The sequence below is a fragment of the Rhizobium ruizarguesonis genome, from assembly GCF_012349115.1.
Taxonomy (GTDB): domain Bacteria; phylum Pseudomonadota; class Alphaproteobacteria; order Rhizobiales; family Rhizobiaceae; genus Rhizobium; species Rhizobium ruizarguesonis.
This window is the reverse complement of sequence record NZ_PQIG01000046.1, coordinates 136,748-157,495: the sequence shown is the minus strand read 5'-3', so window position 1 is coordinate 157,495 and position 20,748 is coordinate 136,748. Positions and strand designations below refer to the sequence as shown.

General features: G+C 60.7%; 17 protein-coding genes. 7 read left to right on the top strand and 10 right to left on the bottom strand.

Features of this window, described 5'->3' with window-relative positions; all coding sequences use genetic code 11:
- Positions 1-128: 128 nt before the first annotated feature.
- From C3Y91_RS06060 to C3Y91_RS06020, 9 genes are all read right to left on the bottom strand, one after another.
- On the bottom strand, positions 129-2,372 hold the full coding sequence (locus C3Y91_RS06060) for a bifunctional diguanylate cyclase/phosphodiesterase (protein WP_130663448.1): 2,244 nt from the start codon (positions 2,370-2,372) through the stop codon (positions 129-131).
- 106 nt (positions 2,373-2,478) lie between these two features.
- Entirely contained in the window at positions 2,479-3,291 is an 813-nt protein-coding gene (locus C3Y91_RS06055; protein WP_018071043.1) for an ABC transporter ATP-binding protein, read from the bottom strand.
- Complete coding sequence (locus C3Y91_RS06050; protein ID WP_018071044.1) at positions 3,288-4,277, bottom strand: ABC transporter ATP-binding protein; 990 nt, start codon at positions 4,275-4,277, stop codon at positions 3,288-3,290. Before C3Y91_RS06050 ends, C3Y91_RS06055 begins: the two co-directional genes overlap by 4 nt.
- A gap of 1 nt (position 4,278) precedes the next feature.
- Entirely contained in the window at positions 4,279-5,136 is an 858-nt protein-coding gene (locus tag C3Y91_RS06045; protein ID WP_018071045.1) for an ABC transporter permease, read from the bottom strand.
- 3 nt (positions 5,137-5,139) lie between these two features.
- The gene (locus C3Y91_RS06040) at positions 5,140-6,144 is read right to left on the bottom strand and encodes an ABC transporter permease (RefSeq protein WP_018071046.1); all 1,005 of its coding nucleotides are present in this window, start codon (positions 6,142-6,144) and stop codon (positions 5,140-5,142) included.
- Between the two features lie 113 nt (positions 6,145-6,257).
- Positions 6,258-8,162, bottom strand: a complete 1,905-nt coding sequence (locus tag C3Y91_RS06035) for an ABC transporter substrate-binding protein (RefSeq protein ID WP_018483352.1) — start codon at positions 8,160-8,162, stop codon at positions 6,258-6,260.
- Positions 8,163-8,362: 200 nt separating this feature from the next.
- Positions 8,363-9,871 carry an arabinosylfuranosidase ArfA gene (gene arfA / locus C3Y91_RS06030; protein WP_130690563.1) on the bottom strand — a complete coding sequence of 503 codons (1,509 nt, stop codon included), beginning with the start codon at positions 9,869-9,871 and terminating at the stop codon, positions 8,363-8,365.
- Positions 9,872-10,081: 210 nt separating this feature from the next.
- Positions 10,082-11,008 carry an ArsR/SmtB family transcription factor gene (locus C3Y91_RS06025; protein WP_011655028.1) on the bottom strand — a complete coding sequence of 309 codons (927 nt, stop codon included), beginning with the start codon at positions 11,006-11,008 and terminating at the stop codon, positions 10,082-10,084.
- Between the two features lie 167 nt (positions 11,009-11,175).
- Positions 11,176-12,465: a cytochrome-c peroxidase gene (locus tag C3Y91_RS06020; protein WP_164567644.1), complete on the bottom strand. Its 1,290-nt coding sequence runs from the start codon at positions 12,463-12,465 to the stop codon at positions 11,176-11,178.
- Positions 12,466-12,663: 198 nt separating this feature from the next.
- Between C3Y91_RS06020 and C3Y91_RS06015 the strand changes: the two genes are divergently transcribed.
- On the top strand, positions 12,664-14,208 hold the full coding sequence (locus tag C3Y91_RS06015; protein WP_168575148.1) for an acid phosphatase: 1,545 nt from the start codon (positions 12,664-12,666) through the stop codon (positions 14,206-14,208).
- Positions 14,209-14,261: 53 nt separating this feature from the next.
- On the opposite strand, the gene C3Y91_RS06010 is transcribed toward C3Y91_RS06015, so the two are convergent.
- The gene (locus C3Y91_RS06010) at positions 14,262-15,020 is read right to left on the bottom strand and encodes an IclR family transcriptional regulator (RefSeq protein ID WP_130726378.1); all 759 of its coding nucleotides are present in this window, start codon (positions 15,018-15,020) and stop codon (positions 14,262-14,264) included.
- 159 nt (positions 15,021-15,179) lie between these two features.
- Between C3Y91_RS06010 and C3Y91_RS06005 the strand changes: the two genes are divergently transcribed.
- The 6 genes from C3Y91_RS06005 to C3Y91_RS05980 all read left to right on the top strand — a co-directional run bounded on the left by C3Y91_RS06005 (position 15,180) and on the right by C3Y91_RS05980 (position 20,713).
- A complete protein-coding gene (locus tag C3Y91_RS06005; RefSeq protein WP_164034367.1) occupies positions 15,180-15,887 on the top strand; it encodes a 3-oxoacid CoA-transferase subunit A in 708 nt (235 codons plus the stop codon).
- Entirely contained in the window at positions 15,884-16,588 is a 705-nt protein-coding gene (locus tag C3Y91_RS06000) for a CoA transferase subunit B (RefSeq protein ID WP_168575147.1), read from the top strand. The genes C3Y91_RS06005 and C3Y91_RS06000 overlap by 4 nt, the downstream gene beginning before the upstream one ends.
- A 9-nt stretch (positions 16,589-16,597) precedes the next feature.
- Positions 16,598-17,803 (top strand): 3-oxoadipyl-CoA thiolase, encoded by a 1,206-nt coding sequence (gene pcaF, locus C3Y91_RS05995; RefSeq protein ID WP_130724215.1) that lies wholly within the window; start codon positions 16,598-16,600, stop codon positions 17,801-17,803.
- Positions 17,804-17,879: 76 nt separating this feature from the next.
- A complete protein-coding gene (locus C3Y91_RS05990) occupies positions 17,880-18,362 on the top strand; it encodes a GNAT family N-acetyltransferase (RefSeq protein ID WP_024319953.1) in 483 nt (160 codons plus the stop codon).
- Between the two features lie 142 nt (positions 18,363-18,504).
- Entirely contained in the window at positions 18,505-19,719 is a 1,215-nt protein-coding gene (locus tag C3Y91_RS05985; protein ID WP_168575146.1) for an MFS transporter, read from the top strand.
- Positions 19,720-19,918: 199 nt separating this feature from the next.
- Positions 19,919-20,713 carry an SDR family NAD(P)-dependent oxidoreductase gene (locus C3Y91_RS05980; RefSeq protein WP_024319955.1) on the top strand — a complete coding sequence of 265 codons (795 nt, stop codon included), beginning with the start codon at positions 19,919-19,921 and terminating at the stop codon, positions 20,711-20,713.
- The last annotated feature ends 35 nt before the right edge of the window (positions 20,714-20,748 follow it).

Sequence of the window (20,748 nt, the reverse complement as noted above, 5' to 3'; positions counted from 1 at the left end):
GCAGCGCTCGCTGAAGCGGGGCAGGACCTTGGGGCTTGGGATGTAGATGTTTGGCACGGACCACAAGAGATTGGCGGCGATGAGTCTAGGACCGACGGAAGGTAGTCACACAGGGAATGCGAATTTGGCTATCGGCCTGCCTCTGCCATTCCTTTGTCCTTTATACGGCAAAATTCAATCAACTGCTCCGAGGTCATTGGTCGTGCCAGAGCGTAACCTTGCAGTATATGGCAACCGAGATCTTTCAGGATCTTCGCATGCTCCATTGTCTCCACGCCCTCTGCAACGATGTCGATGTTCTGCGATCGGCCGATTTCGATAATGGAGGAGACCAGACGACGCTGAGATGGAGACGCAATGATCGGCTTGATAATTTCTCGATCGATCTTAAGCCGTCGCGGCTCAAATCGAAGCAAACTGACGATACTGGCATGTTCGGTGCCGAAGTCATCGATCTCGATTTCGATGCCAAGCTTTTTGACGGCTGGAATGATCTCCTTGAGAACAGGTTGAAGATCATTGAAGGAGATTGTCTCGAGCAGCTCGAAACACAGGCGACCCTTCGCTATGGGAAGCTCGGACAGCTCCGCAAGCAGATTTGCCTGCGCCAGTCGACGCGCTGAAATGTTGACCGAGACACGTGGAATTTGCATTCCCAGGCTGTCCCATCTTGTCAGCTCGAACAGGGCCTTTTGCAGGATCAGCCTATCCATGTCGCCAGTGCGCCCTAGTTTTTCCGCGACTTCAAGAAATTTGTTCGGGGCAAGCAGACCCTTTTGCGGGTGATCCCAACGAGCAAGTGTCTCGACGCCGACAATATCCAATGTGTCTGCATTGAACTGCGGTTGAAAGAATGCGACGAGTTCATCACGATCGAGCGCATGATTGAATTCGTCCGCCAATTCCTTCGAATGGATCGCGGCGCTGCGAAGCTCTTCTGTAAAAACCGCCGCGCGGCCGCGGCCCGCCTTCTTCGCCTCGTAGAGAGCCAAATCGGCATTGAGAAGCAATTGGCCGAGGTCCCGCCCGAGAGCACCTTCAGTCTCCCACGCGACGCCGACGCTTGCCCCGACAACACACGCCACGCCCTCGATGAAGAGGGGTTGCTCGAGCGCGTCGACAATCTGCTGAGCCAATGCGTTTGCCTTCGGCTCCGGATCGGCACTCCAGCTGGCGAAGATGAACTCATCTCCGCCGATCCGAGCCGCTACGTCGTTGGGACCAGCCAAATCGGCAAGGCGCGAAGCCGTTGCTTGCAAGACCACGTCACCTCCGGCGTGCCCTTTTGTGTCGTTGATCTCTTTAAATCGATCCAGGTCGATATGAATGAGGATCAGACAATCTTGAGGACGCGGTCTCGGCGGTTGCGAGATCAACTGGTCGACAAATCGTCGATTGGGAAGCCCCGTCAATGCGTCATGCAATGACAGGTACTCCAGCCTCTGTCGTGCTCGAACGAGCTTTTTCTTGTGAAGGCGAAGCTTTTCGATCGTTGTTTGGCGTGATTTGGTCAGAAAGCCGATCCAGACAATCGGTGCAACGACACAGAATGCCAACAGGCTCGCGTAGAACTCAAAAGTGCCGATCCCGCTATTTTGGCCCCAACCCTGCTTTGGCAGTGCGGCGAGGGTCCATCGGCCATAAACCATATCAACGGATGTCTGGACCGGTTTCCTGGAAAAAGTTGCCAGGCTGCCGAAAAAAACCTGTTTGGGCGTGTTCGGCTCCGGTACGGTGCTGATGGCGATCTCAAGCTCGGTCGAACCAAGGCCACTTTCCTGGTAAAGCTTCGGTATGTCGACTATTCCGGAAAGCAGGCCCCAAAAAATCTGGCTTGATCCGTCATTGATGTAGATTGGGCACCTGACCACAAAAGCGGTGCCACCTTGGACAAGCTCCACCGGGCCTGTCAGAACGATATTGTGCGTGTTGCGCGCCAGCATCGCGGCAGCCCGTTGCTTCTCGTTGGTTCGGTAGTCGAGCCCGATGGCCTTTTCGTTTCCTTTCTCCGGATAAACCCACCTGACCACCATGCCGGGCGCGGCGGCGAAACTTCTTAATTGTGAATCTGGCTTCAGAATCTGCGCGGCAAGCCTGGAAAATCCGCTTTGGTCCATCGCCGGATTGACTGCGATGCCGGCCGCCAGCCCCTGCAACAGCTTCACATTGCTGTTGAGGTTCGTCTGAAGGCGGGAGGATATGGTGGCAAGCTCGCCGGCAACGATCGCGCGTTCATCGGCCAGCGATCGCTCCAGCCGCCAGTTCGTTGCCACCCAGACGACGATTGCCGCAATAATGGCCGCAAATATTGCCGGAGCAAATGCGCTGGTATGGCTTATTACAGAGCGAGCGAGATTTCTTCGAAGGTTCATCAGGTTGCCAGCGTGGATGATAAGCCCTCATCCTTGCACAGTTTCTTTAAGGCAACGCTAAACCTGACAACCCTCATAAAGGAAAGCTGCCTGTTCGTTGCAGCGCTTACGTCGCTGGGCTGAAATCGGCGGCAAGCACCGCATCCTTGAGCGCCCGCGAATAGGGATGCTGCGGATTGTCCAGGACACTGCGCGCCTGGCCTCGCTCGACGATTTCGCCTTTGCGCATGATGATGATGTTGTCGCTGATATAATAGGCTGTGGCGAGGTCGTGGGTGATGTAGACGATCGAGAGCCCGAGCTCGTTTTTCAAGCGGCCGAAGAGATTGACGATCGCCATGCGCAGCGATGCGTCGACCATGGAGACCGGTTCATCGGCCACCAGCAGGCGGGGTTGCGGGATCAGCGCGCGGGCGATGGCGACACGCTGAAGCTGGCCGCCCGATAGTTCGTGAGGGAACCGTCCTTTCACTTCTTCCAGGGTCAGGCCAACATGGACCAATGCGGCATCCGCCATCCGCTCCGCCTGCTGCCGGTCCGGCCTTTTTCCCGAGAACGAAAAATTGCGGGCGGTCTCGAAGAGATAACGATCGACACGTTTCAGCGGATTGAAGGCTTCGAAGGGGTTCTGCAGAACCGGCTGGACCTCTTTCATGAAAGCCTTGCGTTCGGATCTGCTATGGATGGCGACGGTCCTGCCGCTAAATTGAAGCTCGCCTTCCGTCGGTTCGGTCTGACCGAGGATCATCGCCGCGATCGTCGATTTTCCTGAGCCCGATTCTCCAACGATCGAGAGAATCTCCGGCTTCTCTCCCAGTTCGAAGCTGACATCCTTGACCGCCGTAATCAGACGCCGGCCGAGCATACCGCCCTGCCGGTAGACTTTCGTGACATGCGAGAGGCGAAGAAGAGCGCTCAAACCTGATCTCCCGTAACGGCAAAACACGCCACGCGCCGCTGCGGCTCGACGGTGACGAGCGGCGGAACCTTCTGCGAGCAAATCTCCATGCGCTTCGGACAGCGCGGGTGAAACCGGCAGCCTTCCGGCGGCATGGCGAGGTTCGGCGGACGACCCTCCAGCGAAGGGCGGGCCGTCGCATCGCCGATGCGCGGCAGGCTGCCGACGAGGTGCTGCGTATAGGGGTGGAGCGGCATGCTGAAGAGTTTGGCGGTTGGCGCCTCCTCGACAAGACGCCCGGCATAGACAATGCCGATGCGGTCGGAGACGGTCGCGTGAACCCCCATATCATGGGTGACGAACAGGAAGGACGAGCCCATCTCGCGCTGGATTTCGCGGATCATCGACAGCACGTCGCGCTGAACGATCACGTCGAGCGCGGTCGTCGGTTCGTCGGCGATGATGAATTCCGGCGTCAGGATCGTCGCCAGCGCGATGGTCATGCGCTGGCGCATGCCGCCTGAGAGCTCGTGGGGATAGGCATCGAGCAGATGCGGATCGAGCTTCAGCCGCTGCAGATGGGTGGCGACCCTTTCGAAAAAGACTGGGCCGCTGACCTTCATGTGGCGAAAGGCGAAATCGGTGAATGAATGACGGATTCGGCGCACCGGATTGAGCACATTCATCGAGCCCTGCATGATGTAGGACAGATGCCGCCAGCGCAGCGCCAGGCGCTCTTCCGGCTTCATCGCATAGATATCCTGGGTGCCGCCGTCGAAATGGAATGTCACTTTCCCCGACACGACCCGCAGCGGCGGCCGGATCGCGCCGGCAATTGTCTTGATCAACGTCGTCTTGCCGCTGCTCGATTCACCGGCAACGCCATAGACCTCGCCGCGGGCGATGGTCAGGCTGATATCGTCGACGGCGCGCACCTCGCGATCGACGCCGAAGAGGAAGGCACGGTAATAGGCTTTCAGATTCTCAATTTCGACCAAAGGATCCATACTAACTTCCCATCCGGTTCAGCCGGCTGCGCGGATCATTGTATTCGTTCATCGACATGGACAGCAGGAAGAGCGCCAGGAAGAGGACGACGATGACGGCGACGGGGGCGGCCACCCACCACCAAATGCCTGATATCAGCGCCGAATGCGCATTGGCCCAATAGATCATCATGCCCATGGTCGGCGTCTCGATATCTGTGAAGCCGAGCACCGACAGGGTGATCTCCATGCCGATCGACCAGATCATGTTGTTCATCGTGGTGGCAAAGACGATCGGCAGAACGTAGGGCAGGTGCTCCTCGACGAGGATCTTGCGCATGCTCATGCCGGAATAGACGCTCTGGGTGGTGAAGGATCTCGTCTTCAGGCTGATCGCCACCGAACGGATGAGGCGTGCATCATAGGACCAGCCGAGCGAGGCCATGATGAGGATCAGCGCCGTCCAGGTCATGCTGTCCTTCAGCACGAAGTAGAAAAGGATCAGCAGCGGAAATTGCGGAATGACCATGACGCTGTCGTTGATGGCCATCAGCACCCGGTCGACCGCGCCGCCGGCATAACCGGCGACGAGACCGACGACCAGCGAGATGATGCGTGAAATGAAGGCGACGCCGATGCCGAAAAACAGGGTGTTCCTAAGCGCGGTCGTCAATTGCCAGAAAACGTCCTGGCCGCGCGATGTCGTGCCCAGCCAATATTCGCCATCGGGCGGCATATCGGGTGGCAGAAGATAGATGTCGGTCGCGCCGTAAGGCGAGAAATAGGACACCACTATCAATCCGACGATGACGGCAAAGAGCAGCAGGCCGCAGAGGAATTCCATATTCTGGCGCGCGAGGTCGCGGACAATCGTAAACATGCTCTATTCCACCTTGATGCGCGGATCGATCAGCGGGCTCAGAATGTCGATGATGAACACGGCGGCAGCAACGCCGACGATCGACAATGCGCTGAGGCCGAGCACCAGGCTGTAGTCGCCGGCATGCACCGCTTCGATCAGCAGGTTGCCGATGCCCGGATAGCCGAAGACGATTTCGGTGATGACCGTGCCGTTGAAGATCGCGCCGAGCGACATGGCAAGCCCGGTGAACTGCGGCACCATGGCATTGCGGGCGATATAGGAGCGCAGGATCTTTCGCTTCGGAACGCCACCAAGCTCGGCGAAGACGACATAATCCTCGGTGATGATGTTGGAAACGAGCGCGCGCATCCCGATCAGCCAGCTGCCGGCGCCGACCATGATCAGCGACAAGGCCGGCAGGATCGAGTGTTTCAGGATATCGAAGACCAAGGCGAAGGAGAGGTCCAGATTGGCGTTCATCTCGTAGCCGCCATTGATCGGCAGCACCGGCCAGAGATAGCCGAACACAATCAGAAGCACGAAGGCCAGGATGTAATAGGGAATGGGAAGCAGGGCGATGAAGACGAGGCTGACGGCCTTCAGCACCATGTCCTTGCGGTAATAGCCGGCGAGCGCGCCGATCGCATTGCCGAGCACAAAGGTGATGATGGTCGACACCGTCATCAACCCGATGGTCCAGGGCAGGGACCGCAGGATGATGGTGGAAACGGGCGTCGGAAATGCCGACAGCGACGGACCGAGATCACCGGTCGCAAGCCGAAGCCAGAAATGCAGATATTGCTGCCAGATCGAACCCTCCATGCCGTAAAGCTCGCGAAGCGACTGACGCATCAGTTCGATCGCATTCGGATCGGACTGCCCCATCTGGGTGATGGCGCCTATGCTTTCTTCGACCGGATCGATCGGGGTCAGGTGGGTGACGAAGAATGTTATCGTCACGCCGAGAAATACAACGAGCAGAAACTGACCGAACCGCTTCAGCACAAAGATCAGATAGGACGTCATAGGGCGGTGGTTCCTCTCTGGTTCCCTTCATCAAGTGGAAAGGATCGACGGACATGCCACATGCCCGTCGACTAGGAGGCCGGCGCGCAACACTCGCGCCGGCGTTGGGAGGATTATTTCGGTTGTGCCGGCTTCAGCTTGACCATCATCAGCCTGGAGTTGGCCCAATTCGGCACTGGATCGGTATAGGGATCTGATATCGTCGGATAACCGGTCCAATAGGTCGTATCCATCGAGGTGAAGACGTTATACGACATCAGCGGGATCGTGGGCATTTCGCGGGCGACCAGCTTCAGATAATCCTTGCCGAGCTCGACGCCCTTGGGATCGTCGGCACTGATGCCGCGGATGCTTTCGATGATCTTGTCGAGGTCCGGATTGCTCCAGCGCTGCCAGTTGCGCGGCGGCTGATTGTCACCCTTCTTCGCCACGAACTGCGAGTGCCAGCTGTCGAGGAAAAACGACAGATCGGGATCGCCGCCCCAGGTCTCGACGCTCCAGGCAATCGCCACCTGGAAATCGCCGGGCTGGAGCGCCGTCTGCCAAAGTTTCGCGGCCGGCACGGCTTTGGCGTCGATGCCGAATGCGGCCCATTGCTGTGCGATCAGCGTCCCGGCGCGGGTGAAGACCGAGCGTGTGTCGCCTTCCACCGTCATCCGGATCTTGAAGGGCTGTCCATCAGGGGTCAGCCATTTGCCGCCGGATTTCTTGAAGCCTGCCTTCTCCAGCAGTTCGCCGGCAGCCTTCGGATCCGGTTTCCACCAGCCATAGCCGAAGGCACCGCTGATTGCCTGCGGGTCGGTCGGGATCTGGTCCTTGAACTTCGGCTGCTTGCGCAGGATATCGGCGATCTGTTGCCCGACCGTCGGGTCATAAGGCTTGATCTTGCTCTTGCCGGTATCGATCTCGAAATTCTTCAGCCAATCCTGCATCGGCGCCTGATAGTCCTCCATCGTGGCCGCCGTCGGCGGCACGCCGAGCGCCGAAAGCGTCGCTGCCCCGCGATAGCTCGCCATATCAACCGCCTTGATGTCGATCAGCAGGGCAAGCGCCCAGCGTACATCGGCGTTGTCGAACGGCGGATTCTGGGTGTTGAAGATCACGGCTGGAAGCGTCGGGTCCGGATGGGCGAAGGGGAAGCCCGGGAACCAGGTTTCGATCGACTTGGATTTCTCCTTGAGGGTGAACATGCCCTCCGGCGTGTTGTCGTGGATGATATCGAGGTTATGCTCGAGTTGGGCGATCGTCCGCTTATCCGGCGGGCCGGGATCGGTATAGGTTACATATTTCGGGGCCGGCTCGCCGAAGCGGGCAAGCGATGTCCGCTGCCAGTCGTCGCGCTTCTCCCAGGTATACCATTTGCCCTGGGGGTCAAACGCCTTGAGCTTGTAGGCGCCGAGCGAGACGGGATTGGCGAAATCATAACGCAGCGGATCTTCGACTTTCTCGAAGACATGCTTGGGCATGATCCAGGCGCCGTTCCAGCGAACGGTGAAGATGGCGTGGAAGCGCGAATTGGGCTTCTTCAGCTTGAACACGACAGTCGAGGGGTCGGTCGCCTCGACGCTTGCCACCTGCACCGAGAAGGCAGCACTCCAGACCATGCCGGGGTGATCCATCTGCGTCTTGACGGTGTAGACCACGTCGTCTGCCGTGAACTCCACGCCGTCGCTCCAGAAGAGCCCTTTGCGCAGTTTCACGGTCATCTCGGTGAAGTCGGCATTATATTGCGGCTTGTCGGCAGCCAGCGAATTGTCCCAGGTCGCGCCGCCAAGTCCTTGTTCGGGGTCGATATACCAGAGCGTATCCATGGTCAGTTGCTGCAGGCCGGTCGATACGCCGCCCCCGCCATTGACCCAGATGTTGAACCAGCCGGGATTTTTGATCGTCCCTTCCGGATTTTCGACGATGAGCGTCTCCTTGCGCGGCAAGGAGGTGTAGTCATCGGCTTTGGCCGCCGCAGTCAGGCCGAGTGCGGCCAGCGCGACGCCAAATGCGAGCCTCTTCCACTGTTGCATGAACTCCTCCCTAGAAAGCGACGATACGGCGGCCGCAAAGGCACGCATGGGCACGTCGCGGTTGTCGGTTCGCAGAGGCCTCAGGACTTGAACAGTCAGATCCAGAGCTTCGGAGAACCATCTCTCCTGCTCCCTGCCTCCTCGCAGCGAGCCGAATATCTTCAGCCGGGGCGCCCCAATGGGCTACCCGGCGGTAGCTGTCACACTGACAGCCGGATGACGTTGTAGGAGAACGGTTTCAACGCCGCCCTCAGCCGTCCATCCTCGATCTTTGCACTCTCGGCATTGACCGGAACGACCGCTGTCGGCCGCGCAGCCGTATTGACGGCTTCCAGATCGCCATGGGTCATCTCCACCTGCTCGACCACCCGGGCATTTCCGAACCCTTCCAGCCGCACATCGAGATCGAGCGCCGTGCTCGGATGGCGGTTGACCGCAAAGAAGGTCAGCGTCTTGCCGTCCTCGGAATGGACCGCCGATACGTCGAGATAGGGGACGTCGTTCTCTTCGTCGCTGTCATAGGTCGGGCCATCGACGACCAGCTGTAATGCCGAGCCGCGACCATATCTGGAGGCGTAATAGAACGGGTAATAAATAGTCTGGCGCCAGGCCGCACCGCCGTCCTCGGTCATGATCGGGGCGATGACGTTGACGAGCTGCGCGATGCAGGCGATGCGCACGCGGTCGGAGCGACGGATGAAGGTGTTCAAGATGCCGCCGACCTGCAGCACGTCCTCGAAATTGTAGATATCTTCCAAGAGATGCGGCGCATCCGGCCATTCGTCGCGCGCCAGGATCTCCTTGTCCTGCTGGTTGGAATGATACCAGACATTCCATTCGTCGAAGGAAATGCCGATCGTCTTCTTCGAGCGCTTTTTCGCCTTGATGTAGTCGATCACGCCGCCGATCGTGGTGATGTAGCGGTCGAGCTTCGTTGCGCGGGCGAGATAGTTGAGCGTATTTTTCTCGCGGTTGGCAAAATACATATGCAGCGAGATATGGTCGGCGCTGTCATAGCACTGCTCGAGAACCTGGGCTTCCCACTCGGGATAGGTCTTCATGTCGGAATTGGATGAGCCGCAGACCACGAGTTCGAGCGACTTGTCGAAGCCGCGCATGGCCTTCGCCGTCTCATCCGCCAGCCGGCCATATTCATAGGCCGACTTGTGGCCGACCTGCCAGGGACCATCCATCTCGTTGCCGAGGCACCACAATTTGACGTCGTGCGGATTGGACCAGCCGTGCTTGCGGCGCAGATCCGACCAGTAGGTGCCGCCCGGATGATTGCAGTATTCCAGGAAATTGCGGGCCGCATCCAGGCCGCGTGATCCGAGATTGACGGCAAGCATCGGCTTGGTGTTGGCCTTCTTGCACCAGTCGACGAATTCATTGACGCCGATCTGGTTGGCTTCGCGGGTGCGCCAGGCAAGGTCGAGGCGAACCGGGCGCTCCGCACGGGGGCCGACGCCGTCTTCCCAATTATAGGCCGAGACAAAATTGCCGCCGGGATAGCGGCAATATGGCGTGTCGAGCTCACGGACCAGATCAAGGACATCCTGGCGGAATCCGTCCTCATCGGCCGTCGGGTGCCCGGGCTCATAGATGCCCCCGTAGATCGCCCTGCCGAGATGCTCGAGAAATGAGCTGTAGAGCCTGGAGTCAATGGTCGCGATGCGGAAATCGCGGTGGACAACGACGTTCGTCTTCAACGGATCCTCCCGTTTATATATCAGATTTTTTGTTTTCTTGCCTCTAACTTGATATCAGGAATGTTGTTCTGTCAACTGAGTTGCGTTTTTAATCATACTAATGAGGATTTGTGAGAAAATTGTTTTTTTTCAGTATGTTGGCGTATTTTTTCGATCATCAGAACTGGAAAGAAGCGTGATATTTAAATCAAGATTTCCGATTTTGATTTTTCAGACGTGCAGCCGCATGATGATATCGCGTCCGTGATTTCCGAAGCCGCGGCCGAAAATATTGACGCCGCCGGTATGGCCGGCATTCTCGGCGATACCGACCCGGAGCCGGATGGAGGAATGCTGGGCAAGCGCGAGATCGCTGAGCGTGACATTCGATGCGGCGATACCGTCGATGAAGGTTCCGCGCGTGGAGATGCGCCAGGTCTTCATCATCCCATATTGCGAGCCCTCGAGCTTCCACCATGCCGGCGTGAAGGCGCCGCGCTTGTCGCCGTAGTCGCCAGGAGACGTCCAGGTTCCAATGGCCATTCCATTGACCCAGAGCGTTATGTCCGAGGGCCAGTCCGGATTGGTGCCCGGCACCTCGGACGACAGCTCCAGCGAAAACTCGATGGCGCGGATATCCTTGTTCAACACCTTGGCGTTGTTGGGGAATTTATATTCCACATATCCCCTGCCGAACCAGACGAGCCCGGCCTGCATGCGCTGCGGATCCAGGAAATAGTCAGGGACATCGAGCGGGCCGATGACGCTCTCGGTGGAGCAAAGACCGCATGGCGCATGGACGTCACAACTGGTGTAGAGCCCGACCGGCATCTCGACTTCGATAATATTATTGGCCCTTTGGGCGGCACTTTCCTCAAAGCTGATCAGAATTTCGCTGTAGATCGCAGAGCAGATCTTCTGGTTTCCCTTGCGCGCCTTCGTCAGCTGGGAATCCACAAGCCGGGCGTCTTCCAAGATCTGGATCCCGGTGGCGACGGTCGATTGAGGAAGAGAAAGAGCACGCGCGATGTCGTTGATATTCATCGGCCCTTTGGCGCAAAGCAGCTTGAGCATCTCGAGCCGGGCCGGTGCGGAAAGCGCACGTATCGCATCATTATTCTCGCCGGCGGCAATCGTCAAAAACGAGCGTTCCATCATTCCCCCACTATTTCCGATGAAATGATGTATATCGGAAATTATGATACATCAAGTGGGAATACTTCGCCCGTTTGATTGTTATTGTTGAGAAAGACGTCATTGGTCCCTGAGCGCGGCAGATGCCCCGCTCAGTCTCGCGGCGGGCATTTCTTAAAACTCCAGATGTCCTAGTGCCCGGTCGCCTCGGCCTCCAGATCGGCATCGGTCAGGGTCCCCAGGAACGCGACGATGTCGTCGATCTCGGGATCGGCGAGGGCGGGTGCATCGCCCGGCTTCCTGCCGAAGGGCGGATCCTGGTTGACGTTGTCCCAATAAGCCTGCGGCAGGTCGTCATATTTCCGGATCGTGCCGTCTGAATTTTTCGGGTACCAACGGCCGGGATCGCTGTCGCGCGTCGCATAGAAGGAGACGACGTCGCGCAGCGAGTGGAAATAGCCGTTGTGGAAGAAGCTCTTCCTCAGCGCGACATTGCGCAGCGTCGGGGTGCGGAACAGGCCGCAATATTCGCGGCGTCCGGCAAAGTCGGTGCGCTGGGGGCCGCAAAGACCGAGATCGTGATAGGTGGGGTCACTGTTGGCCGGTATCGCCATGTTGCGGGGTGCGGCGAGCCCGAGGAAGCCGAAATCGGAAAATTGCGGCGGCTCGCCGTCATTGGCGGGCTCGCTTAAGTGACAGCTCGAACAGTTGCCCTTGGCGGGATCCTCGAACAGTTGTCGTCCGTGCAGCTCCTGCGCCGTCAGCGTTGCCTTGCCGGCGAGAAAGGCGTCGTAGCGGCTGGAATAGGGATAGAAATCCAGGCCGCTCTGTTCGAACGTGGCGAGCGCCTCGGCGGCGGCATCGAAGGCGTCCTCAGGATTGTCGAACACCGTCTCGCCGAAGGCAGCCTTGATATCGCCGGCATAGGCAGCCTTCTGCAGCTTCGCCGCCACCTCGGCTGCATCCTTGTTGCCCATCTCGAAGGGTGAGAGCAGCGGGATCTTCGCCTGATCGGCGCCGTGATCGACCCGGCCGTCCCAGGTCAGGCCGCCCGTCGGGCCATTGTCGACGCTCTCGTCGCCCTCGTCCTCGGAATCGTAATAGTGCTCGGTGAAGGACGGCACCGATTGCAGGTAACGCAGCGTCGGAACGGCCCGCAGCCCCGGCTGGTCCCGATGCTCGCCGCCCATTTCGACCGGCATGGCCGATGCCGGGCTGAAGGCGTGAGCCGGATCATGGCAGGACGCGCAGGCCTGGAGCCCCGAGGCCGACAGCGAGGGATCTGAGAATATCTTGCGGCCGAGCGCGCCGAGCGTTTCGGCCCGGGCAAAGGCCTCGGTGCGCGACATCGGCCCGGGATGAACGCCGGCGGCAGCCGCCGCGCTGCTTTGCCGCAGGGGAAGAAGGGCAAGACCAAGCGCCACGGCACCCATGCTGACGGCCAGGCCGGACCGCACAAGCCAGATGGTCTTCGTCGTCATGATAAGGATTCCAATAAGTTGGGGCCGGTTTGCGCTATGATCGAACCCCGCTGCAACAAATTGATGACGGCCATCCTCCTGCGGCATCACGGCAAGTCCTGATGTCACAAAGTTGATAGACGGCGGGAATAGCGTCAGCGCGCCCCCGAGCGTTCTCCGCTCCCTCTAGCCAACGCCCCTAGCCATGAGGTACTCCCCGTGAAAAGACTGAAACTCCTCCATTCCATCTGTCTCGCCGGATCGGCCATCGTGCCGTTTGCCATGGCGACGGCAGCCCATGCGGCGCCCGCCGGTTACGACAAGATCGACAATGTCGTCGTCATCTATGCCGAAAACCGCAGCTTCGATAATCTCTACGGCAGCTTTCCCGGCGCCGATGGGCTCTCGAACGCGACCGCCGATCGCGCCCGCCAGCTCGACCGCGACGGCCAGCCGCTGTCCGAACTGCCGCCGGCCTGGGGCGGGCTGACCGCCAAGGGTGTCTCGCCTGCCGTCACCGAGGCACAGTCGGCCCATCTTGCCAACGCCTCCTTCGCGATCGACGATCCGAAGGGTTTCGCAGAGGCGCCTTCGGTCATCACCCGCGACCTCTGGCATCGCTTCTACCAGGAGCAGATGCAGATCGACGGCGGCAAGAACGACAAGTTCGTCGCCTGGGCCGATTCCGGCAGCCTCGTCATGGGCCATTACGACGGCTCCATCCTGCCGATGTGGCAGGTTGCCAAGAAATACGTCATGGCCGACAACTTCTTCCAGGGCGCCTTCGGCGGTTCGTTCCTCAACCACTTCGCGCTGGTCTGCGCCTGCGCGCCCTATTATCCGGATGCCGACAAGAGCCCGGCCAAGCCCACCATCGCCAAGGTCGACGCGGACGGCACGTCGCTGACCGTGGCGGAAAACGCCCCGAAGTCGGCGCTGGAGGGCGCACCGAAATTCGTCTCCGACGGCACGCTGACGCCTGACTTCTACGCCGTCAACACCATGCAGCCGCCCTACCAGCCGAGCGCCAATCCGCCGGCCAAGGACGGCGATCCGGCCTATGCCGATCCCGCCGCCGCAACGACGCTGCCGCCGCAGCATGAAATCACCATCGGCGATCTCATGTCGCTGAAGGGCGTCAGCTGGGCCTGGTATAGCGGCGCCTGGCAGGCAGCCCTGGATGGCAAGAATGCCACCCCGGTACCGAATTTCCAGTTCCATCACCAGCCGTTCAATTATTTCGTCAATTTCGCGCCCGGCACGCCTGCGCGTGCCGAGCATCTGAAGGATGGCGGCCTTGCCGGCGAAGCCTTCCTTAGGGATATCGACGATGGCAAGCTGCCGGCGGTTTCCTTCTACAAACCGCAGGGCAACCTCAACGAACATGGCGGCTACGCCGATGTTTCGAGCGGCGACCAGCATCTCGCCGATATCGTCTCCCACCTCGAGAAGAGCCCGCAATGGGGCCATATGCTCGTTATCGTTACCTATGACGAGAATGGCGGTTTCTGGGATCACGTCGCGCCGCCGAAGGCCGATCGCTGGGGTCCGGGCAACCGCATTCCGGCCTTCATCATCTCGCCCTTCGCCAAGGGCGGCATGGTCGATCACACCCAGTACGACACGACGTCTATCATCCGCTTCATCACCGCGCGCTACGATCTGCCGGTGCTGCCCGGCATCCTCGCCCGCGACAAGGCGCTCCGCAATAACGACCGGCCGCCGATGGGCGACCTCACAGCTGCGCTCGACCTGACGCATTGACCGATTACGAGCGGCCCCGGCGCTGACTGGGGCCGCTCTGTCCCAATTTGCTGTCAGCGCCGCAGCAGCGGACGCAACGCGGCCTGCGTTTCCTTCAGCAGTGGCAGATAGCGTTCCTTCATTTCCGCCGCCGGGACGAGGGCGGCCGGCGCGCCGATGTTGATCGCCGCGACCGTTTCGCCGCGGTCGCTGTCGACGGGTACGGCAATGGAGCAGAGGCCGATCTCCAGCTCCTGATCGATGATGGCGTAACCCTCGGCGCGGACCCGGCGGAATTCGGCGATCAGCTCGTCCGGATCAGTCTTCGTATTCGCTGTGTTTTGCTTCAGCTCGCTGCGGGCAAGGATGGCGCGCGCTTCACTCTCTGGAAGGGCTGCGAGCAGCACGCGGCCCATCGAGGCGCAATAGGCGGGCAGGCGGCTGCCGGGGGTCAAGTTGATCGACATGACACGGCGCTGCGAGGCGCGGGCGATATAGACGATATCTGTGCCGTCGAGCACCGAAGCCGAGGCGCTCTGGCCGGCCTTCTCCGAGAGATGATCGAGATGCGGCTGCAACAGCGCCGGCAGCGGCGTCGCCGCGAGATAGGCATGACCAAGACGCAGGATCTTCGGCGTCAGCGTGAAAAACTTGCCGTCATAATCGGCATAACCGAGCTCGGCGAGCGTCAGCAACGAGCGGCGCACCGTGGCGCGGTCAAGCTCCGTCAGCTTGGCGGCCTCGGCGATGGAAAGCCGCTGCCGCGTTTCGCCGAAGGCTTCGATAACCTTCAGGCCGCGGGCGAAGCCGCTGACGAAATCCGTTTCGCGCATGGGTCCAGTCTCCAATGGATTCACTTCATTTTGTGCGATATATGAACAAATGTCAAATATCGCACAAATACATTGCCGGCTGGCCCGCCGCCCTTTATGTCTAGGGGAAAGGACGGGATGGAGAGTTCCCGGCCGCATCTAGCCAAGGAGAGATCCCGCATGGACAAGACAGTCGGGAGCACGGCGGAAGCCGTCTCTGAGATCGGGGATGGCGCGACCGTCATGATCGGTGGTTTTGGTGGCTCGGGCGCGCCGATCGAGCTTATTCATGCCTTGATCGACAAGGGCTCCAAGGGCCTCACTGTGATCAACAACAATGCCGGCAACGGGCGCATCGGTATCGCCGCGATGATCGATGCCGGCATGGTCAGAAAGATGATCTGCTCTTTCCCACGTTCGTCGGATCCGCGCGCCTTTACCGATAAATATCTGGCCGGCGAAATCGAGCTCGAGCTGGTGCCGCAGGGAACGCTTGCCGAGCGCATCCGCGCCGGCGGGGCCGGCATCCCGGCCTTTTATACGCCGACGGCCTACGGCACGGAACTTGCCCACGGCAAGGTCATCGCCGAATTCGATGGCCGTCATTACGTGCAGGAGCGCTGGCTGAAGGCCGACTTCGCGATCGTCAAGGCTGCGATCGGCGACATCCAGGGCAATCTCACCTACAACAAGGCCGGCCGCAACTTCAATCCGCTGATGTGCATGGCGGCGGCAAAGACCATCGTCCAGGTCTCATCCATCGTGCCGGCCGGCGGCATCGATCCCGAGCAGGTGGTGACACCAGGCATCTTCGTCGACCGCGTCGTCACTGTTCCCAATCCCCAGCAGGAAGAAGAGCTCATTCGAGCCGGAGTGGCCTACGTATGACCATCGATCACAGCTCCATCAACACCCGGGAAGACATCAAGCTTTCCAATGCGCAGATCGCCTGGCGCGCCGCGCAGGACATTGCCGACGGCGCCTATGTCAACCTCGGCATCGGCTTTCCCGAAATGGTCGCCCGTTATCAGCCGCCTGGCCGTCAGGCGATCTTCCACACCGAAAACGGCATCCTGAATTTCGGCGAGCCGCCGGCGGCAGGCGAGGAAGACTGGGACCTGATCAACGCCGGCAAGAAGGCGGTGACGCTGAAGCCGGGCGCTTCCTTCTTCCATCACGCCGACAGCTTCGCCATGGTGCGCGGCGGCCATCTCGACGTCGCAATCCTCGGCGCCTATCAGGTCGCCCAGAATGGCGACCTTGCCAACTGGCGGGTGGGCACCAAGGGCGTGCCGGCCGTCGGCGGCGCAATGGACCTGGTGCACGGCGCCAAGCAGGTCTGCGTCATCACCGAGCACGTCACCAAGACAGGCGAGCCTAAGCTGGTGGAGACATGCACCTTCCCGCTGACCGGCGTCGCCTGCATCACCCGCATCTATACCAGCCATGCCGTCATCGACATCGTCAAGGGACGCTTCGTCCTGCGCGAGAAGCTTGCTGCGATGTCGCAAGAGGAATTGCAGGCGATGACCGGCGCGCCGCTGCATGTCGACGGGCCGGTCGGCGATCTCGTCGTCCCCAAACTCTGAGGAAAAGCCATGACCGAAGCCTTTATCTGCGACTATGTCAGAACGCCGATCGGCCGTTTCGCCGGCTCGCTGTCCCAGGTGCGCGCCGACGATCTCGGCGCAATCCCGCTGAAGGTGCTGATGCAACGAAATGCCGCCGTCGATTGGGACGCCGTCGACGATGTGATCTTCGGCTGCGCCAACCAGGCGGGCGAGGATAACCGCAATGTCGCGCGCATGTCGGCCCTGCTGGCCGGCCTGCCGATCGCCGTCCCCGGCACGACGATCAACCGGCTCTGCGGCTCCGGCATGGATGCGGTGATCACCGCGGCGCGCGCCATCCGCGCCGGCGAGGCCGAACTGATGGTCGCTGGCGGCGTCGAGAGCATGTCGCGCGCGCCCTTCGTCATGCCGAAGGCCGAGACGGCCTTTTCACGTGCGGCCGAAATCCATGACACGACGATCGGCTGGCGTTTCGTCAACCCGCTGATGAAGAAGCAGTACGGCGTCGATTCCATGCCGGAGACCGGCGAGAATGTCGCTGAGGACTATCATGTCAGCCGCGAGGATCAGGATGCGTTTGCCGTGCGAAGCCAGGCGAAGGCAGCCGCCGCCCAGGCGAACGGACGGCTGGCGAAGGAGATCACCCCGGTGAGCATTCCGCAGCGCAAGGGTGATCCCGTTGTCGTCGACAAGGACGAGCATCCGCGTGCCACGACGATCGAAACGCTGGCGAAACTCGCGACACCTTTCAAGAAGGAAGGCGGCACGGTGACGGCAGGCAATGCCTCCGGCGTCAATGACGGGGCGGCGGCGCTGATCGTCGCCTCCGAAGCGGCGGCGCGGAAATACGGCCTGACGCCGATCGCGCGCATCCTCGGCGGCGCGGCTGCCGCGGTTCCGCCAAGGGTGATGGGTGTCGGGCCAATCCCGGCCTCGCGCAAGCTGATGGCTCGGCTCGGCATGACCGCGGAGCAGTTCGACGTGATCGAACTCAACGAGGCCTTCGCCAGCCAGGGGCTGGCGGTGCTGCGCGCGCTGGGCATTGCCGATGATGACGCGCGGGTGAACCGCAATGGCGGCGCGATCGCGCTCGGCCATCCGCTTGGCATGTCGGGCGCACGCATCACCGGCACGGCAGCACTCGAGCTTCTGGAGACCGGCGGAAAATACTCGCTGTCGACCATGTGCATCGGCGTCGGGCAGGGGATTGCGATAGCACTTGAAAGGGTTTGAGGTCGGGACGTTTCCAGCTTTTGCCGGAGGCTTTCGACCCGTTGCTCGGCGCGCCCGGTTTCGCTAGAAATCGGACATGCTGATCCGACCCGCAGACAAGAATGATCAAGGCGCCATCTGGAGGATCATCGGTCCGACGATCCGCGCCGGCGAAACCTATGCGCTCGATCGCGATCTGAGCGAAGCCGATGCGCTGGCCTACTGGATGGGACCGGACCGCGAGACCTTCGTCGCCGAAGAGGATGGCGTGATCCTCGGCACATATTACATCAAGGCCAATCAGGCAGGCGGCGGCCGGCATGTCTGCAATTGCGGTTACATGACCGATGCTGCGGCAAGCGGCCGTGGCGTCGCCCGGCTGATGCATGAGCATTCCCTGGACCATGCCCGCTTGCGGGGCTTTCGGGCGATGCAGTTCAATTTCGTCGTCAGCAGCAATGAGCGTGCGGTGGCGCTGTGGCAATCTCTCGGCTTCGATATCATCGGCCGGCTTCCTGGTGTCTTCCTTCATCCCACCGAGGGTTACGTCGACGCATTTGTGATGTTTCGCACGCTTTAGCGGCCACATCGTGCGGCGAAAAAAGATGTGAGCGCGCTGTCGAAATCGCAATCGCCCAAACGTCTTTAGATCGCAGGCGCGAAATGCGGTAGGCTTGCCGCATGCCTCGCGATCATTCTGTCGGCATGGAGGTTATGAAGCCATGAGTGTTTCCTATCGTTGGGTCATCGTCGCTGTGGGCGCATTGATGACATGTGTTGCGCTCGGCGCGATGTTCTCGCTGGCGATTTTCCAGGAGCCGATCGCCACGGCGACCGGCTGGTCGCATGTCGGCATAGCGAGCGCAATGACGCTGAATTTCATCGTCATGGGCTTCGGTGGCTTCCTCTGGGGTGCAGCAAGCGACCGGTTCGGCCCGCGCGTGGTCGTGCTGATAGGCTCCGTTCTGCTCGGCCTGGCGCTGGTCCTGGCGAGCCGGGCCGAGACGCTGCTGCAGTTTCAACTGACCTACGGCATCCTCGTCGGACTGGCCGCCAGCACGTTTTTCGCGCCGATGATCGCGGCAACAACCGCCTGGTTCGACGAAAATCGCGGGCTCGCGGTGTCGCTCGTCTCCGCCGGCATGGGCGTCGCGCCGATGACGATCTCACCTTTCGCGCGTTGGCTGATCTCAACCTATGAATGGCGGCCGGCCATGCTGATCATCGGCGTTGCGGCCTGGGTGCTGCTGGTGCCGGCCGCACTTCTCGTCAGGCGCCCGCCTGCCGAGACCGCCGATACCGGAACCGAGTTCGCGGCCGACGGCGCCCGGCCGCAACTGTCGAAAGTATTTCAATCGCCGCAATTCATCGTCCTTGGCCTGACCTTCGCAGCTTGCTGCGCAGCACATTCCGGGCCGATCTTCCACATGGTGAACTATGCGACAATCTGCGGCGTAGCACCTATGGCCGCTGTCAGCATCTACAGCGTCGAGGGCCTGGCGGGACTGGGCGGCCGGCTGCTCTATGGCAGCCTTGCCGACAGGATCGGGGTGAAGCCGGTGCTGGTCGCCGGGCTGCTGGTACAGGCGGCAGCACTGGCGACCTATCTCTTGGTCAGCCAGCTCGGCGAATTCTACGCGCTCGCCATCGTCTTCGGCAGCGCCTATGGCGGTGTAATGCCGCTCTATGCCGTGCTGGCGCGGGAATATTTCGGGCCACGCATCATCGGTACAGTCTTCGGTGCGGCGACGATGCTCTCCAGCCTCGGCATGGCCTTCGGCCCTCTGATCGGCGGTTGGATATTCGACACTTTCGCCAATTATTCCTGGCTGTTCATCGGTTCCGCCATGGTCGGGCTGGGGGCTGCGGCGATAGCGCTGGCATTCCCGCCTCTCGCCCGGCAAAAGCCGCAGCCGGCCTTTGGCGTGGCTCCGTAACGAGACCCTTTTCGGTTCTCGCAGGCAACCGCAGGCGGCCGTCGGTGACGATGGCCGTTTGCATGAAGAGCGCCTAACGCTCCTATGGCGATGCAATCTCCCGCTTTCGTGCATTGCCCTTCGTCGATTTCCCCTGATAAGACTTCTCCTATTCGTTTCATCACCTATGTCCTTGGTTTTTCGGGAGGCAATCGTCGCCATGGTCGAACTTGCGCAATCGCTCGCATCCATCAAGCTGCCGGACCTGTCCGGCAAAGCCGTGCTGATCACTGGCGCCTCGACCGGGATCGGCGCGGCACTCGCCCGCGCCTTTGCGGCTCAGGGGGCCAAGGTCGGTGTGCATTACAATGCCAGCCGCGAACCGGCGGAGAAGCTTGCCGACGAGATCCGGGCTGCCGGCGGCACCGTGCATCTGATCCAGGGCGACGTGTCGAGGGAAGGTGAGACCGAGCGTGTGGTCGAGGAGACGGCGAAGACCTTCGGTCATCTCGACGGCCTCATCAACAATGCCGGCGGCATGCTGGGGCGCAAGCCGACCTCGGAGTATACCGACGCGCATTATGCCGCGGTCATGGACCTCAACGCCCGCTCGGTACTGGCGGCAACGCGTGCGGCGCATCCGTGGCTGAAGAAGCAGGGTGGCTTCATCATCAACACCACCTCGATCGCCGCGCGCAATGGCGGCGGCAATGGGGCGATCCTTTATGCGGCGTCCAAGGGCTTCGTCTCGACGATCACCCGCGGCCATGCCAAGGAATTCGTCGCCGACAGGATACGCGTCAACGCGGTAGCGCCGGGCGTTATCGCGACACCCTTCCACGAGCGTTATACCAATGACGAGCAGATGGAGCTGCAGCGCAAATCGATCCCGATGGGTTTCGTCGGCACATCAGAGGATTGCGTCGGCGCCTATCTCTTTCTGGCTTCGCCGACGCTGTCGGGCTACATCACCGGCCAGATCATCGAGGTCAATGGCGGCCAGCTGATGCCGTAGGACCTTCCTGCGGCGCGCAACATCCTTCCCTTTTG